At 64.5% G+C, this 13606-nt stretch carries 14 protein-coding genes and 1 tRNA gene; 3 read left to right on the forward strand and 12 right to left on the reverse strand.

Annotated elements, in window-relative coordinates; translation table 11 throughout:
- Positions 1 to 28: 28 nt before the first annotated feature.
- From PVU19_RS10465 to PVU19_RS10475, 3 genes are all read right to left on the reverse strand, one after another.
- On the reverse strand, positions 29 to 1225 hold the full coding sequence (locus PVU19_RS10465; RefSeq protein WP_050662523.1) for a DegT/DnrJ/EryC1/StrS family aminotransferase: 1197 nt from the start codon (positions 1223 to 1225) through the stop codon (positions 29 to 31).
- A 90-nt stretch (positions 1226 to 1315) separates the two neighbouring features.
- Entirely contained in the window at positions 1316 to 1981 is a 666-nt protein-coding gene (locus PVU19_RS10470; RefSeq protein ID WP_050662524.1) for an HAD-IA family hydrolase, read from the reverse strand.
- 80 nt (positions 1982 to 2061) lie between these two features.
- Positions 2062 to 2493, reverse strand: a complete 432-nt coding sequence (locus PVU19_RS10475) for a hypothetical protein (protein ID WP_050662525.1) — start codon at positions 2491 to 2493, stop codon at positions 2062 to 2064.
- Positions 2494 to 2578: 85 nt separating this feature from the next.
- On the opposite strand from PVU19_RS10475, the gene moaA reads away from it, so the two are divergent.
- Positions 2579 to 3586: a GTP 3',8-cyclase MoaA gene (gene moaA, locus PVU19_RS10480; RefSeq protein ID WP_050662526.1), complete on the forward strand. Its 1008-nt coding sequence runs from the start codon at positions 2579 to 2581 to the stop codon at positions 3584 to 3586.
- Positions 3587 to 3632: 46 nt separating this feature from the next.
- Here moaA and PVU19_RS10485 read toward each other — a convergent pair whose 3' ends face one another.
- Positions 3633 to 4043, reverse strand: coding sequence for a SufE family protein (locus PVU19_RS10485; protein WP_050662527.1), 411 nt, complete (start codon positions 4041 to 4043; stop codon positions 3633 to 3635).
- A gap of 187 nt (positions 4044 to 4230) precedes the next feature.
- Here PVU19_RS10485 and PVU19_RS10490 point away from each other — a divergent pair, with 187 nt between their 5' ends.
- Complete coding sequence (locus PVU19_RS10490; protein WP_235575774.1) at positions 4231 to 4695, forward strand: hypothetical protein; 465 nt, start codon at positions 4231 to 4233, stop codon at positions 4693 to 4695.
- Positions 4696 to 4756: 61 nt separating this feature from the next.
- Here the strand turns inward: PVU19_RS10490 and rnd are convergent, their stop codons facing one another.
- From rnd to purM, 3 genes are all read right to left on the reverse strand, one after another.
- Positions 4757 to 5917 carry a ribonuclease D gene (rnd, locus tag PVU19_RS10495; RefSeq protein WP_050662529.1) on the reverse strand — a complete coding sequence of 387 codons (1161 nt, stop codon included), beginning with the start codon at positions 5915 to 5917 and terminating at the stop codon, positions 4757 to 4759.
- A 105-nt stretch (positions 5918 to 6022) separates the two neighbouring features.
- A complete protein-coding gene (gene purN, locus PVU19_RS10500; protein WP_050662530.1) occupies positions 6023 to 6616 on the reverse strand; it encodes a phosphoribosylglycinamide formyltransferase in 594 nt (197 codons plus the stop codon).
- A complete protein-coding gene (purM, locus tag PVU19_RS10505; RefSeq protein ID WP_050662531.1) occupies positions 6613 to 7662 on the reverse strand; it encodes a phosphoribosylformylglycinamidine cyclo-ligase in 1050 nt (349 codons plus the stop codon). Before purM ends, purN begins: the two co-directional genes overlap by 4 nt.
- Before the next feature lie 108 nt (positions 7663 to 7770).
- On the opposite strand from purM, the gene PVU19_RS10510 reads away from it, so the two are divergent.
- Positions 7771 to 7847 (forward strand) — tRNA-Ile (locus tag PVU19_RS10510).
- A 105-nt stretch (positions 7848 to 7952) separates the two neighbouring features.
- Here PVU19_RS10510 and PVU19_RS10515 read toward each other — a convergent pair.
- The 5 genes from PVU19_RS10515 to hemA form a co-directional block, all read right to left on the reverse strand.
- On the reverse strand, positions 7953 to 9296 hold the full coding sequence (locus PVU19_RS10515) for a DNA-packaging protein (protein WP_082237546.1): 1344 nt from the start codon (positions 9294 to 9296) through the stop codon (positions 7953 to 7955).
- Entirely contained in the window at positions 9223 to 9573 is a 351-nt protein-coding gene (locus tag PVU19_RS10520) for a hypothetical protein (RefSeq protein ID WP_050662532.1), read from the reverse strand. Before PVU19_RS10520 ends, PVU19_RS10515 begins: the two co-directional genes overlap by 74 nt.
- Positions 9574 to 9814: 241 nt before the next feature.
- Complete coding sequence (gene ispG, locus PVU19_RS10525; RefSeq protein ID WP_050662533.1) at positions 9815 to 10942, reverse strand: flavodoxin-dependent (E)-4-hydroxy-3-methylbut-2-enyl-diphosphate synthase; 1128 nt, start codon at positions 10940 to 10942, stop codon at positions 9815 to 9817.
- An 84-nt stretch (positions 10943 to 11026) separates the two neighbouring features.
- Positions 11027 to 12259, reverse strand: a complete 1233-nt coding sequence (locus PVU19_RS10530; protein WP_050662534.1) for a helix-turn-helix domain-containing protein — start codon at positions 12257 to 12259, stop codon at positions 11027 to 11029.
- Positions 12260 to 12374: 115 nt separating this feature from the next.
- Positions 12375 to 13604 (reverse strand): 5-aminolevulinate synthase, encoded by a 1230-nt coding sequence (gene hemA, locus PVU19_RS10535; protein ID WP_050662535.1) that lies wholly within the window; start codon positions 13602 to 13604, stop codon positions 12375 to 12377.
- Between the last annotated feature and the right edge of the window lie 2 nt (positions 13605 to 13606).

Consider the following 13606-nt stretch of genomic DNA (forward strand, 5'->3'; position numbering starts at 1 on the left):
TTTCACATAGGTCATTTGAGCCACTCCGTCAAGATGCCGCCTGATAGACCGCCCCCACCTCGGCCCGGATGATCCGCGCGATCTGCGCACAATCCTCAAGGCTGAAGGTCAGCGGCAGGCGCATGTCGACAATGCCGCGCAAAATGCGGTCGCTCGCGGGCATCGGCGCGGACGGCGCATAGCGCCAACTGTCATAGCGGCTGGTGAACCCCGCCGGTTCCGCCGCGCCAAACCATTTAAGCTCCACCCCCCGCGCGACACAACGTTTCAGCACTTCACCAATGCGCGCCCCGTCCCAGTCGAGCAGCAAGAACTGAATGGACGAGCCGACATAGCTCTCCTGCTCGCCGCGCTCCGGCAGGGTCAGGCCCGGCGTGCCACGCAAGCCCTCCTCGACCACGCGATACCGCGCGTTCCACTTCTCGACCTGGCCCTCCAGCGCGCGCAACTGCGGTCGCAGGAGCGCGGCGCGCAGATGGTCCATCCGCCCCGAGACATTGGGCGTGTCGTACTTCACCCGCTCGAACACCTCGTCAGGCGGCACCGTCCCGTGCCGACCATAGAGCATGTAGGACCCCGACAGCATGATCGCGCGGGCCATCACCTCGTCATCATCGGTGACCAGAAACCCACCCTCGCCGGAATTCATGTGCTTGTAGGTCTGGGTGGAATAACAGCCCACACGGCCCCACCGCCCCGAGGGCACGCCGCGCCACGCCGCGCCCATCGTATGCGCGCAATCCTCGACCACGGTAACACCGCCCGCGTCGCAGATTTCCATAAGCCGATTCATATCCGCCAAATGCCCGCGCATGTGGCTCAGCATCAGCACATCGGCCTCCTGCGTCTTGGCCGCGAGATCATCGAGGTCGATGGTCAGCGCCTCGGTCACGCCGACAAAGACCGGCACCGCGCCGACACTGGCAATCGAACCCGGCACCGGGGCGAGCGTGAAGGCATTGGTCAGCACCCGGTCCCCCGGCCCGACCCCAAGCGCGCGCAGCGCCGTGGCCATCGCATAGCCGCCCGAGGCCACGGCAAGCGCATAGCGTGCCCCGGTATACTCCGCGAATTCCCGCTCCAAGAGCGCCACCTCACCCGGCTCCTCGCCGACAAGGTTGTAGCGATGCAACCGGCCCGAGCGCAGCACGCTCATCGCCGCCTCGATCCCCTCATCGGGGATCGGCTCCTGCTGGGTGAAATTGCCTTTGAATACCTCGGTCATGGCTTTGTTTTGGGTGCCGATCCGGCCCGCGTCAATGCTTTCCTGCGCGCCGCCTCGGCATATTCGCAAAATCCGAAACCGCCCTGCGCCTTACCCGATAAGCCGCGTGACCACGCCGGGCAATTCGTCGTAATGGCCGATCACGGCCTCCGGCCCCAGATCCGCCACCGCAGCGCCATTGGGGCCAAATCCCACCAGCACCGAGGGCACGCCCGCTGCACGCGCGGTATCGAAATCGGTCACGGTATCGCCCACCAGAAGCGAGCGCATGGGATCGCCACCCGCGCGCCGCACCGTCTCGCGCAGATGCTCGGGATCCGGCTTGCGCACCGCCAGCGTATCGGCCCCGGTCAGCGCGGCAAAGGCCCCCAGAACACCCAGCCGCTCCATCAGCAGCCGCGCCAGCCGCTCTGGCTTGTTGGTGCAAATGGCCACCTTGTAGCCTGCATCGCTCAGCCCCGCGACGGCCTCCATCGCCCCGGGATAGAGCGTGGTATGCACGTCGATCGCCTGGGCATAGGCCTCCAGCAGGATCGGATATTGCCGGTCGATCTCGGCCACATCCGCGCCGCGCCCCAACCGTTCCATCCCGAGGCTCAGCATCGCCCGCCCGCCGCGCAGCGCGACCCCGGCATCGGCCACGGGATCGAGCATGTCGCCCACCCCAAGCCCCCGGAAACAGGCATTGGCGGCGGCGACAAGATCGCCGCTCGTATCGGCCAGCGTTCCATCGAGATCGAAAACCACCGTGCGCATCGTCTGTCCCCTCATCCGCCCCTATAATGTTCTGAGCAGATAGCCCGCAAGGTCGCGAAAGACAAAGCGAAAGCCGCGCGTCACCCGCCGAGGCCGGTGACCCGCACCTCCGGCAACCCAGTCAGCGGCGCGCCAAGGGCCTGAAACCCGGCCAGCGACAAGCGGCTGCCCGCGCCGCGCGGCGCATCGAGCGGGATAAGATCCACCTCCACCGTCTTGCCGTTCACCGGATAGGTGACCCGCCCCCGCCCCCGCGCATCCACCAGCGGCGTCTTGAGCCATAGCCCCGGCTCCGTCGCGGTGCCCAGGGACGCCACCGTCAGCCCCAGATCGCCCGTTGCGGGCGGGGGTGTCTCTGTGCCTGTGTCGGCCTCGCCCCCCTCCTCCGGCGCGTCAGATTCGGCAGGCGGGGCGACCTTCTCCGGGGCGGGGTCGGACGGAAAGACCCTCTCCACCTGCGCGCAACCGCCCAGTAAGGTCAGAATGGCCATGATCGGAATGTAACGTGTCATCTCGCCAGCCTATCGCGCCGATGCAGGCCCGACAATCCGCAACATCACCCTTGCCCCGCCCCCCGCTGCCGCTTAGGTTTCTGCCATGACAGCACCTCTCATAGACCCGTTCCAGCGCGCCATCTCCTACCTGCGCGTCTCCGTGACCGACCGCTGCGATTTTCGCTGCGTCTATTGCATGTCGGAAAACATGACATTCCTGCCCAAGAAAGAGCTGCTGACGCTCGAGGAACTCGACCGGATGTGCTCGACCTTCGTGCACATGGGCGTGGAAAAACTGCGCATCACCGGTGGCGAGCCACTGGTGCGCAAGGGGATCATGACCTTTTTCGACGCCATGACCCGGCATCTCGAGACGGGTGATCTCAAGGAATTGACGCTCACCACCAACGGCAGCCAGCTTGAGCGTTTTGCAGACGATCTCTATGCCGCAGGCGTGCGCCGGGTGAACGTCTCGCTCGACACGCTCGACGAGCAGAAGTTCGCCGACATCACCCGCTGGGGCCGCCTGCCCCAGGTGATCAAGGGCATCGACGCGGCACAAAAGGCCGGGCTGCGGATCAAGATCAACACCGTCGCTCTCAAGGGCTTCAACGAGGACGAGCTGTTCACGCTGGTCGAATGGTGCAAATCGCGCGACATGGACCTCACTTTCATCGAGGTCATGCCGATGGGCGATATCGGCAACGAGGACCGGCTTGGCCAATACTGGAAACTGTCGGACCTGCGCGCGCAGCTTGCCGAAAACTATACCCTCACCGACCTGCCCGAACGCACCGGCGGCCCGGCGCGCTATGTGCGGCTCGAGGAAACCGGGCAGAAGATCGGTTTCATCACGCCGCTCACGCATAATTTCTGCGAAAGCTGCAACCGCGTGCGTCTGACCTGCACTGGCGAGCTTTACATGTGCCTTGGCCAAGAAGACATGGCCGACCTGCGCGCGCCCTTGCGCAACAATCCCGCCAATGACGCGCCGCTCGAGGCGGAGATTCGCAACGCCATCTCGCGCAAGCCAAAGGGCCACGATTTCGACTATTCGCGCCAGTCGGTCGATGGCCGCGTCTCGCGCCACATGAGCCATACCGGCGGCTGATACACCGCTTCGCCGCGGTCAAATAACGCTCTGGAAAGACCTGAGATCACGCCGCCTCAGAAGCTACCGACCGGATTCGCTCGATCATCGCGCGCAATCCGTTCGAGCGCTGCGCCGAAAGATGATCGTTCAGGCCCAAGCGGCCCAATTGCTCCGGCGCATCGACCTGCGGCACCTCTTTCACCGGCAGATCGTTGTAAAGCGCGCGCAGCACCGCGATCAGCCCGCGCACGATCATCGCATCGCTGTCACCGTCAAAGCTGAACCGGCCATCCTCGATCTTGGGATGCAACCAGACCTGACTTGCGCAGCCATCGACCTTGGTCGCGGGCACCTTGAGCGCATCGTCCAGGGGGTCCATCGCCTTGCCATAGTCGATGACATACCGATAACGGTCCTCCCAATCGTCGAGGAACTCGAAATCTTCGACAATCTCTTCAAATGCCGCACCGGTCATGGCCTGCTCCTTCTGATCCTGCCCAAGACCTAGGGAGGCAAGCGAAAAAGGTCCAGTCCAAGCTTGCACCTTTTCAAGCGGGAATGGATGCGATAACCGGAAGGGGCGTAAGACAAAGGCGGATGGCATGCACAGGCGGGTATTTCTTTCAATGGCCGGGGCGCTCGCCCTGGCAGGGTGCGGCGGATTGCGAGAGTCGCGGGTCAATCCGCGCAATTGGTTCGGGCGCAGCAGATCGCGACGTCGGGCCGCGCCCGCGGCCGCGACAGAAAACACCAACCCCCTGATCCCCGAGCGCGAGGACAGCATCTTTCGCCGCAAACGCGAAGTTGTCTATGAAGGCACGCTTGTAGACCAGATTACCGCAATGGAGATCGAGCGCACCTCAGACGGGGCGATTATCCGGGTGACGGGCCTGCCCTTGCGACAGGGGGCCTTCGACGTCCGGCTGGTGCCCGAGAACGAGGACAAGAAACCGATCAACGGCGTTCTCGACTTCGAGCTACGCGCGATCCAGTCCGAGAACATGCCGCAAGGCCCGGAACGCGCGCGCGCCGTGCAAGCAGCGGTTTTCGTCTCGCGGCAGAATATCGAACGGGCCGCAGAAATCCGCGTGCGCGGCGCGCGCAACGAGCGGGTCAGCAGCCGCTGACTGCGTCCTCATCGCGAAAGGCTTTTGCAAAAGCCTTTCGCCAAGCCTCGCCCCTGATCGCTCAGATCTCGACCGGCTCCACGGCGCTGCCCTTCACTGCCAGTCCGATCTCGCCTTCGCAGAGCCGGAGCGCGTCCTGACCAAACACATCCCTGCGCCAGCCCCGCAGCGCCGCCACGTCGCGATCGCCGCCCGCCATCGCATCAAGATCGGCGGCGCTGGCGATCAGCTTGGGTGCCACGCCATATGTATCGCTCTTGGCCTTGAGCAGCACCCGGAGCAAATCCGCGAGCGCCGGGTTGATCTGCTGACGATCCGCCATCTTGTCGGCTTTGGGCAGATCTTCGGTTGGGCAGTCCAGCGCGGCCTTGACTGCGGCCAGGATACCATCGGCGACATCACCCTTGCGCGCCTCGCGCAACAGCAGACGGGACCGCCCCAGATCCTGAACATTCTGTGGCTTGGTTGCGGCCAATTCCAGCAACGCGTCATCCTTGTACACCCGGTTGCGCGGGATATTGCGGCTCTGCGCATACTCCTCGCGGAACCGCGCCAGCTCACGCAGAATCGCGAGGAATCGCGGCGAGGTGTTGCGCGTCTTGATCCGCCGCCACGCCTCTCCGGGTTCGGTGCGATAGGTCTCGGGATCGGTGAGCACGCTCAGTTCCTCCTCGACCCACTTGTCGCGGCCAGTGCTGGCCAGCTTCTTGGCAAGAAACTCGTAGATCCCCCGCAAATGCGTCACATCGGCCAGGGCATAGGTCTTTTGCGCATCGGTCAGCGGGCGGCGCGACCAGTCGGTGAACCGAGAACTCTTGTCGAGCGACTGCTTGGCGATCTTTTTGACCAACGTCTCATAGCCCGCCTGCTCGCCGAAACCGCAGACCATCGCCGCCACCTGAGTATCGAAGAGCGGCGCGGGGATCACCCCGGCCTCGACCTGAAAAATCTCCAGATCCTGCCGCGCGGCGTGGAAAACCTTGACCACCGAGGTATCGCGGAACAACGCGTAAAGCGGCTCCAGCGACAGGCCCTCGCCCGCCAGCGGATCAACCAGAACGGCGCAGTCGTCCTCCTTGCCCGGCACCGCAAGCTGCACCAGGCACAGCTTGGAATAATAGGTGCGCTCGCGCAGGAATTCCGTGTCCACGGTGACGTAAGGGTGCTGTTTCGCCTTGGCGCAGAACGCCGCGAGATCGTCAGTCTTGGTGATGGTTTTCATGGGGTAAGGTGTCTTCTCTCTTCTTGTCTCGTCTACTCTGCGCCACCCCCGTACCCCAGCTATAGACGAGATTGCGACGATTGCAAACGCCTGCCACCTGCCCCGTCAGGGCAAATGAACCGGGCTCTTGTCGCCCGCCGCGAAGCGGCGCAGAACCATCGGGTAAAGGATATGTTCCTGCTCCAGCACCCGCGCCGCCAGCCGCTCGGACGTGTCATCGGGGCGCACCACGACGCGCGCCTGCCCCAGGATCGGACCGTCATCGAGTTCCGCCGTCACCTCGTGCACGGTACAGCCCGCCTCGCGCTCGCCCGCCTCGATGGCGCGCGCATGGGTGTTCAACCCGCGATACTTCGGCAAGAGCGACGGATGGATGTTGATCATCCGCCTCTGCCAGGGCGTCACGAACCCCGCCGTCAGAACCCGCATGAAGCCCGCAAGGCAAATGATGTCGATCTCATGGGGGGCGATCCGCGCCGTGATTTCGGCTTCGAACGCCGCGCGATCAGGCCCATGCGGCCGGTGATCCACCACCTCGGTGGCAATCCCGCGCTCCTTTGCCCAACTGATGCCACCCGCGCCCACATTGTTCGACAGGACCAGCGCGGGCCGCGCCGGATGATCGCCCGCCATGTCCTCAACGAGGGCGCACATATTCGAGCCGCCCCCCGACAAAAAGATCGCAACCCGCTTGGTCAAAGCAGACGGCCCGCGTAGCGCACCGTCCCCTCGCCCGCCGTCACATGCCCGATCCGGCACACGGTCTCGCCCGCGCCTTGCAGCACAGCTTCGACCGCGTCGGCCTGTGCGGGGTCCACCGCCACGACCATGCCGATCCCGGCATTGAAGGTCTTGAGCAATTCGCCCTCCGCCATTCCGCCCGTCTCGGCGAGCCAGCGGAACACGCCCGGCAAATCCCATGCGCCTAGGTCGATCTCGGCCGCAGTGCCCTCGGGCAGGACGCGCGGCAGGTTTTCGGTCAGCCCGCCGCCGGTGATATGCGCCAGCGCATGCACGCCGCCCTTGGCGATCGCCTCCAGAACGGGCCGCACATAGAGCCGTGTCGGCGTCAGCAGCGCCGCACCCAGACTGCCCTCGGCCCAGGGGCAGGCATCGTCCCAGCCCAGCCCCGACATCTCGACGATCCGCCGCACCAGACTGTAGCCGTTGGAATGCACCCCGTCCGACGCGAGCCCCAACAGGACATCGCCCTCGGCCACGCCCGCGGGCAACTCGTGGCCACGCTCCATCGCGCCCACGGCAAAACCCGCCAGATCAAAATCGCCCGCCGGATACATGCCCGGCATCTCTGCCGTCTCACCCCCGATGAGCGCGCAACCAGAGCCTTCACAGCCCTTCGCAATGCCCTCTATGATCCGCGTCGCCTGATCAAGCTCCAGCTTTCCGGTCGCGAAATAATCCAGGAAAAACAGCGGCTCCGCACCCTGACAAATCAGGTCATTGACGCACATCGCCACCAGATCGACGCCCACGCCATCCACATGGCCGGTGTCGATCGCGATCCGCAGCTTGGTGCCGACGCCATCGGTGGCCGCGACCAGAACCGGATCGGAATAGCCCGCCGCCTTGAGATCAAAGAGCCCGCCGAACCCACCCAGACCGGCCATCACACCCGGACGCACGGTGCGCTTGGCAGCAGGCTTGATCCGCTCCACAAGGGCATTTCCCGCGTCGATATCGACACCGGCCTCGGCATAGGTAATCCCGTTTCGCTTGTCGGTCATGGCAGTCCTCATCGGCTGAATGCGCCTCCCGTTAGCCCATCAGCGCGCGCCACGCAACGTCAAAGCCTTGACCTCCCTTCGGGCTGCACTTACGAGGAACAACAGGTCGGGCCTGTAGCTCAATTGGTTAGAGCAGAGCGCTCATAACGCTTTGGTTGGGGGTTCGAGTCCCTCCGGGCCTACCAAACCAATCTCCACCCCTCATATATCCGGACGACGCGGCATGTGCTCCCGACACACAGCCAGGCATCGGGACCGGCAAAAGCTACCGCACAAGGCGCTGGAGCCGGTCATATCGCCCGCACGCTTGGCCGTCGCCACTTGGCCCCCGGCTCGACGATCAGGTCCGTCAGCGCCCAGACCAGCGCATCGACCCGGTCGGGGCTGCCCTTGCCCTCATAACCGCGCGTGGTCATCGCGCACATCTGGTCTTCCAGTGCCCCAAGCCCTCGCAGGTGATGCACCCGCCCCTGCTCGTAAAGCGCCGCCACCGGCTCGGCGCGCGCGACCTTGCCCCGGCTGGCATGCACCGACCGGAACGGCACCAGCGGGTCGACCTGCCGGACCACCTGCTCGACCAGATCACCACCCTGGTTGACCTCGGCCACCAGCCGTTCGCCCCCCCACTGCTCCATCGCGCGAATGGCGGCACTGGCCCAGCTTGCCGGGCTTGCCGCCCGCACGCTCGCATCGGCCAGCACATAGGCGCGCCAGTCCTGCACCGGGCCGCGCGTGACGGCCCCCACGACCACGATGCCGCATTCGTCCGAGCCCGCATGCCCGGTCACCGGCGGATCGACCGCCACCACGATCCGGTCCAGATCGGGCGCGGCCTCCACCCGCCCCGCCTCGAGCATCGCGGGCGTCCAGAGCGCATCCTCGGCCGCATCGACCAGCACCCCGTCCAGTTCCTGCCGCCCCAGCCGTGTGCCCGCATAGCGCGCGCGCACCTCTTCCAGAAAGCCCTCGGCCAGATAGGCCGCATTGGCCTCGGTCGGCGCGCTCGTCACCACCGTGCTGGAGGCCGCCAGAATATCCTTGAGCACGCCGACATTGCGCGGGGTCGTGGTCACGCAGACGCGTGGATCCTCCCCCAGTCGCAACCCGAATTGCAGCATGTCCCAGGTTTCGCGCGCCTTCTTCCACTTGGCCAGCTCATCCACCCAGGCCCCGTCGAATTGCGGCCCGCGCAGACCCTCGGGATCATGCGCCGAAAACGCCTGCGCAATCGCGCCGTTGGGCCAGATTAGCCGCTTGCGCGTCGCCTGCCATTCTGGCCGCCGGTCTGGCGGCGAACAGGCGAGGATGCCGCTCTCGCCGAAAATCATCACCTCGCGCACCTGATCAATGGTCTCGCCCACCAGCGCCAACCGCTTGCACCGCCCCACGTCCAATGGCCGCGCCCCCTCGACCTGGGCGCGCACCCATTCCGCCCCGGCCCGCGTCTTGCCCGCGCCGCGCCCCCCCATGATCACCCAAGTGCGCCAGTCGCCCTCGGGGGGCAGTTGATGCTCCAGCGCCCAGAACTCGAAGATAAATGGCAGCGCCAGCAATTCCCCCTCAGTCAGGGCATCGAGGAACTGGTCCTGAACATCTTGCCCTTCTGAGACGATCCATGCGGCACCCGATCTCATCCCGGGCGGCGTCGAAATCAATGGCGTATCCGTGGGCGATGCCACGCTCGTGTCGTTTGCGTTTGTCAAGTTGCGCCTCCGCTTCTATCGCGATTTTCAGCCATTGCCGGATCTCGGCGGTGGCCTTGGTCGCGCTCTTCAGTTCATCGAGATCCCCGGCCTTGATCCGGTGATACAGGTCTTCCAGTTCCTGACGCATATCCGCCAATTGGCCCTCCAGCGCGTTGATGGAGGTGGTCAGGCCCGTAGGCCCCTCATCGGGGGTGATCAAAACCATGCGTGCTCATGCCTCGTGCGATTGTCTGATGCCGTTGTTGAGCGCCTCCGCCGTGCCGACGCAAAAAAGCGGCCTCCGGGCATCACCCGGGGCCGCTCGCCCAATTCGTCCAGCATGGCACAACCTATACGCGACACCGCACGCAAGATCAATGAAGACCGCCGTGTAAACGCCCGCAATAATTACGTTTTGTTAACTTATCAGCCGTGGAGAGCGGCGCAGGCCGAGGACATCAGAGGCCCTATTCCGCCGCCTGCGCCGCGTTTTCCGCCTCGATCTCGGCGGCGCGTTTCTCGACCTGTTCGACGATGTGGTCGATCATCTGCGCGTTGTCCATCCGGTGGCTTTGCTTGCCCGCCAGATAGACCATGCCGTTGCCCGCACCGCCGCCGGTAAAGCCCACATCCGTCATCAGCGCCTCGCCGGGGCCGTTCACCACGCAGCCGATGATCGACAGGCTCATCGGCGTCTTGATATGCTCCAACCGCTCTTCCAGCGCTTCAACGGTCTTGATGACGTCAAAGCCCTGCCGCGCACAGGACGGGCAGGAGATGATGTTCACGCCGCGATGCCGCAGCCCGAGGGATTTCAGGATCTCGTAGCCGACCTTGACCTCTTCCACCGGGTCCGCACTCAGACTCACGCGCACCGTATCGCCGATGCCCATCCACAGCAGGTTGCCCAGACCGATCGCACTCTTGATCGTGCCCGAGGTCAGCCCCCCCGCCTCGGTGATCCCGAGGTGGATCGGCGCGTCCGTCGCCTCGGCCAGTTGCTGATAGGCAGCGGCAGCCATGAACACGTCGGACGCCTTCACACTGATCTTGAATTCGTGGAAATCGTTGTCCTGCAGGATGCGGATATGCTCCAGCCCGCTCTCGACCATCGCATCGGGGCACGGCTCGCCGTATTTATCCAGCAGATGCTTCTCAAGGCTTCCGGCATTCACCCCGATCCGCATCGAGCATCCATGATCACGCGCCGCCGAGATCACCTCGCGCACACGGCGCTCATCACCGATATTGCCGGGGTTGATCCGCAGACAGGCCGCACCCGCCTCCGCCGCCTCGATCCCGCGTTTGTAGTGGAAATGAATGTCGGCCACGATCGGCACCGGGCTTTCGCGCACAATCTCCTTCAGCGCCTTGGCAGACGGCTCATCCGGCACCGATACCCGCACGATGTCCGCCCCCGCCTCGGCAGCAGCCTGAATCTGTGCCACCGTGCCCGCCACATCCGTGGTCAGCGTATTGGTCATGGTCTGCACGGAAATCGGCGCGTCCCCACCCACGGGGACATTGCCCACCATGATCTGACGGCATTTGCGGCGATAGATATTGCGCCACGGGCGGATATGGTTGAGCGACATCGCTTTGGCCCCGTTCGGTCTGAGAGTGGCTGTCACCGATACAGATAATACGCCAGGGCCCTCGGGGCAATCATGCGTTGCGGCTCAGTCCTGAGCGGCAGGGTCCGTCGTGAGTTCGGCGACATATTGCATCAGGTCCTGATCGGCCGAGATATCCGCCACGGCATAGCGTTCGGTCAGTGTCTCCGGCGTCAGTGCAAGGTCGGATGTCACCGATCCGCGCGCCCCCGCAGGCCCGTAATGCTGACCGTTCACGGCAAAATACACGGCCCCCGATTCGCCCACCCGCAGGGTCGGCGGTTCTTCGGTTGCGGGCACGTCATAGGTATCGCCCGCATTCAGAATGCCTTCGAAAATCACGCTGCCATCGGCCCCGCGCACCCGCACCCAGGCCGGGCGCACAGCCACGACCTGCAAATCGGGCGGGCCGTCGGCGACAACCTTGGGGGTGGCCAACGCGTCGGCGCCAAACCCCTGCGCCTCACGCAGCGCCAGTTCGATCCCGCTTGCGCGGTCCGCCTCGGGCGCGGTCGGGCTCAGCGTGCCCACCTCGCGCGGGTCGAGCGTGGAAATCGGTGCATCACGCGCCACCATCACCGGCACATCCAGTGCCTTGGGGCGGTACAGACGGCTCAGACGCTCATCACGCGGCGGCTGAAACACTCCCGCCGCATCGCCCGCATCGGCCAACGCCTCGTCACGCGTCACCGCGGCCCCGCTCAGGGGATCAAGATCGGCAAGCACGACCGGCGTATTCTCGACCGGCGCAAGCTGAACCTGCTGCACCTGTCGCAGCACGCTCCAGCCGCCATAGCCGATGGCACCGATCAGCGCGACCAGCACCAGAGCCGATCCGATCGCCCCCGGCTCGATCCGCGCCAGAAAGCTCTCGGAGGCCGGCAGGAACGGCGTGTTCGGCGCGATCAGCGGGTCCTGCGCCCTCGTCTTGCGCACCGGCATCGCACCGGGCTTGCGAATGGACGAGGCCTCGGCGGACATGCCATGCGCGATGGAAAAACCCGACTCGGCGCAGAATGTCGTGAACGCCTGATCCGGGTCCATGCCCAGATAGCGTGCATAGGACCGAACATAGCCGGGAATGAAACCGGGGGTGTCAAAGGCGGACGGGTCGGCATTCTCGATCGCGGCCACGTAATTGGCCTTGATCCGCAACTCGCGTTCCACATCCAACAGGGATTTTCCGAGGGTCGCGCGTTCGCCGCGCATCAGGTCACCAAGACGCAACTCAAAGGCGTCGAAGCCGCGCATATCGGCCTCGTCCGTTTCGACATTGCGCGAAAAACGCCGCCCGATCATGCGCTCTGTGCCTCTTGCGTGTCCCTTGGCCCCATACGAATCTTACGATTCGACCATAGGCCTTATCTTTAGATCAGATTAACACAGCGCAAGGTTTAATGCACGTCCGCTTGCGTCATCCCGCCAATTCGGCGCGATTCAGCGCACAATGGCTCCAGAGCGCGTCCATCGCGTGCACCAATGCGTCCATCTCGTCGGGCCCATGCACCGGAGACGGCGTAAAGCGCAGCCGCTCGGTGCCACGCGGCACGGTCGGAAAGTTGATCGGCTGAACGTAGATGCCATGGCCCTCAAGCAGCATATCCGACAGCTTTTTGGTATGCACCGGGTCGCCCACGATCACCGGCACGATATGGCTGCCGTGGTCAATCAGCGGCAGGCCCATACCCTTCAACCGGGTCTTGAGGATCTTCGCCTGCGTCTGATGTTGCTCGCGCAGCTTTTGCCCCTCCGAGGTCTTCAGAAATGCAACCGACGCGGTAGCGCCTGCAGCCAGCGCCGGGGCAAGCGACGTCGAAAAGATAAAGCCGGGCGCATAGCTGCGCACCGCATCGCACATTTTTGCAGATGCCGCGATATAGCCGCCCATCACGCCATAGGCTTTGGCCAGCGTGCCGTTGATGATGTCCAGACGGTGCATCAGCCGGTCCCGCTCGCAGATACCGGCCCCGCGCGGACCATACATGCCCACCGCATGAACCTCGTCAATATAGGTCAGCGCGCCGAACTCATCCGCCAGATCGCAAATCGCCTCGATGGGGCCAAAATCGCCATCCATCGAATAGACGCTCTCGAACGCGATCAGCTTGGGCGCGTCGGGATCGTCCGCCGCCATCAACTCGCGCAGATGCTCGACATCATTGTGCCGGAATATCCGCTTGGCCCCGCCATTGCGGCGCACGCCCTCGATCATGCTGGCATGGTTCAGCGCGTCGGAATAGATGATCAGACCGGGGAACAGCTTGGGCAGCGTGCTCAGCGTCGCGTCATTGGCGATATAGGCCGAGGTAAAGAGCAGCGCCGCTTCCTTGCCATGCAGATCCGCAAGCTCCGCCTCCAACCGCTTGTGATAGACCGTGGTGCCGGAAATGTTGCGCGTGCCGCCCGATCCCGCGCCGGTGGCGTCAATCGCCTCATGCATCGCCGCCAGCACGACCGGATGCTGCCCCATGCCCAGGTAATCATTGCCACACCAGACCGTGATCGGCTGCTCATTTCCATCCGGCTTGCGCCAGGTGGCATGCGGGAAATTGCCGTTCTTCCGCTCGATATCGATGAAGGTGCGATAGCGCCCTTCGTCGTGCAGACGTTCGATCGCTTGATCCAGCTTGGCCGCGTAATCCACTG

The organism is Roseovarius tolerans (genome assembly GCF_028885395.1).
Lineage (GTDB): Bacteria > Pseudomonadota > Alphaproteobacteria > Rhodobacterales > Rhodobacteraceae > Roseovarius > Roseovarius tolerans.

What these genes read in the sequence shown, in the direction of transcription:
- PVU19_RS10465 (WP_050662523.1), bottom strand. Translation starts at nt 1,225, where the DNA reads ATGACCGAGGTATTCAAAGGCAATTTCACCCAGCAGGAGCCGATCCCC.
- PVU19_RS10470 (WP_050662524.1), bottom strand. Translation starts at nt 1,981, where the DNA reads ATGCGCACGGTGGTTTTCGATCTCGATGGAACGCTGGCCGATACGAGC.
- PVU19_RS10475 (WP_050662525.1), bottom strand. Translation starts at nt 2,493, where the DNA reads ATGACACGTTACATTCCGATCATGGCCATTCTGACCTTACTGGGCGGT.
- moaA (WP_050662526.1), top strand. Translation starts at nt 2,579, where the DNA reads ATGACAGCACCTCTCATAGACCCGTTCCAGCGCGCCATCTCCTACCTG.
- PVU19_RS10485 (WP_050662527.1), bottom strand. Translation starts at nt 4,043, where the DNA reads ATGACCGGTGCGGCATTTGAAGAGATTGTCGAAGATTTCGAGTTCCTC.
- rnd (WP_050662529.1), bottom strand. Translation starts at nt 5,917, where the DNA reads ATGAAAACCATCACCAAGACTGACGATCTCGCGGCGTTCTGCGCCAAG.
- purM (WP_050662531.1), bottom strand. Translation starts at nt 7,662, where the DNA reads ATGACCGACAAGCGAAACGGGATTACCTATGCCGAGGCCGGTGTCGAT.
- PVU19_RS10515 (WP_082237546.1), bottom strand. Translation starts at nt 9,296, where the DNA reads ATGAGATCGGGTGCCGCATGGATCGTCTCAGAAGGGCAAGATGTTCAG.
- PVU19_RS10520 (WP_050662532.1), bottom strand. Translation starts at nt 9,573, where the DNA reads ATGGTTTTGATCACCCCCGATGAGGGGCCTACGGGCCTGACCACCTCC.
- ispG (WP_050662533.1), bottom strand. Translation starts at nt 10,942, where the DNA reads ATGTCGCTCAACCATATCCGCCCGTGGCGCAATATCTATCGCCGCAAA.
- PVU19_RS10530 (WP_050662534.1), bottom strand. Translation starts at nt 12,259, where the DNA reads ATGATCGGGCGGCGTTTTTCGCGCAATGTCGAAACGGACGAGGCCGAT.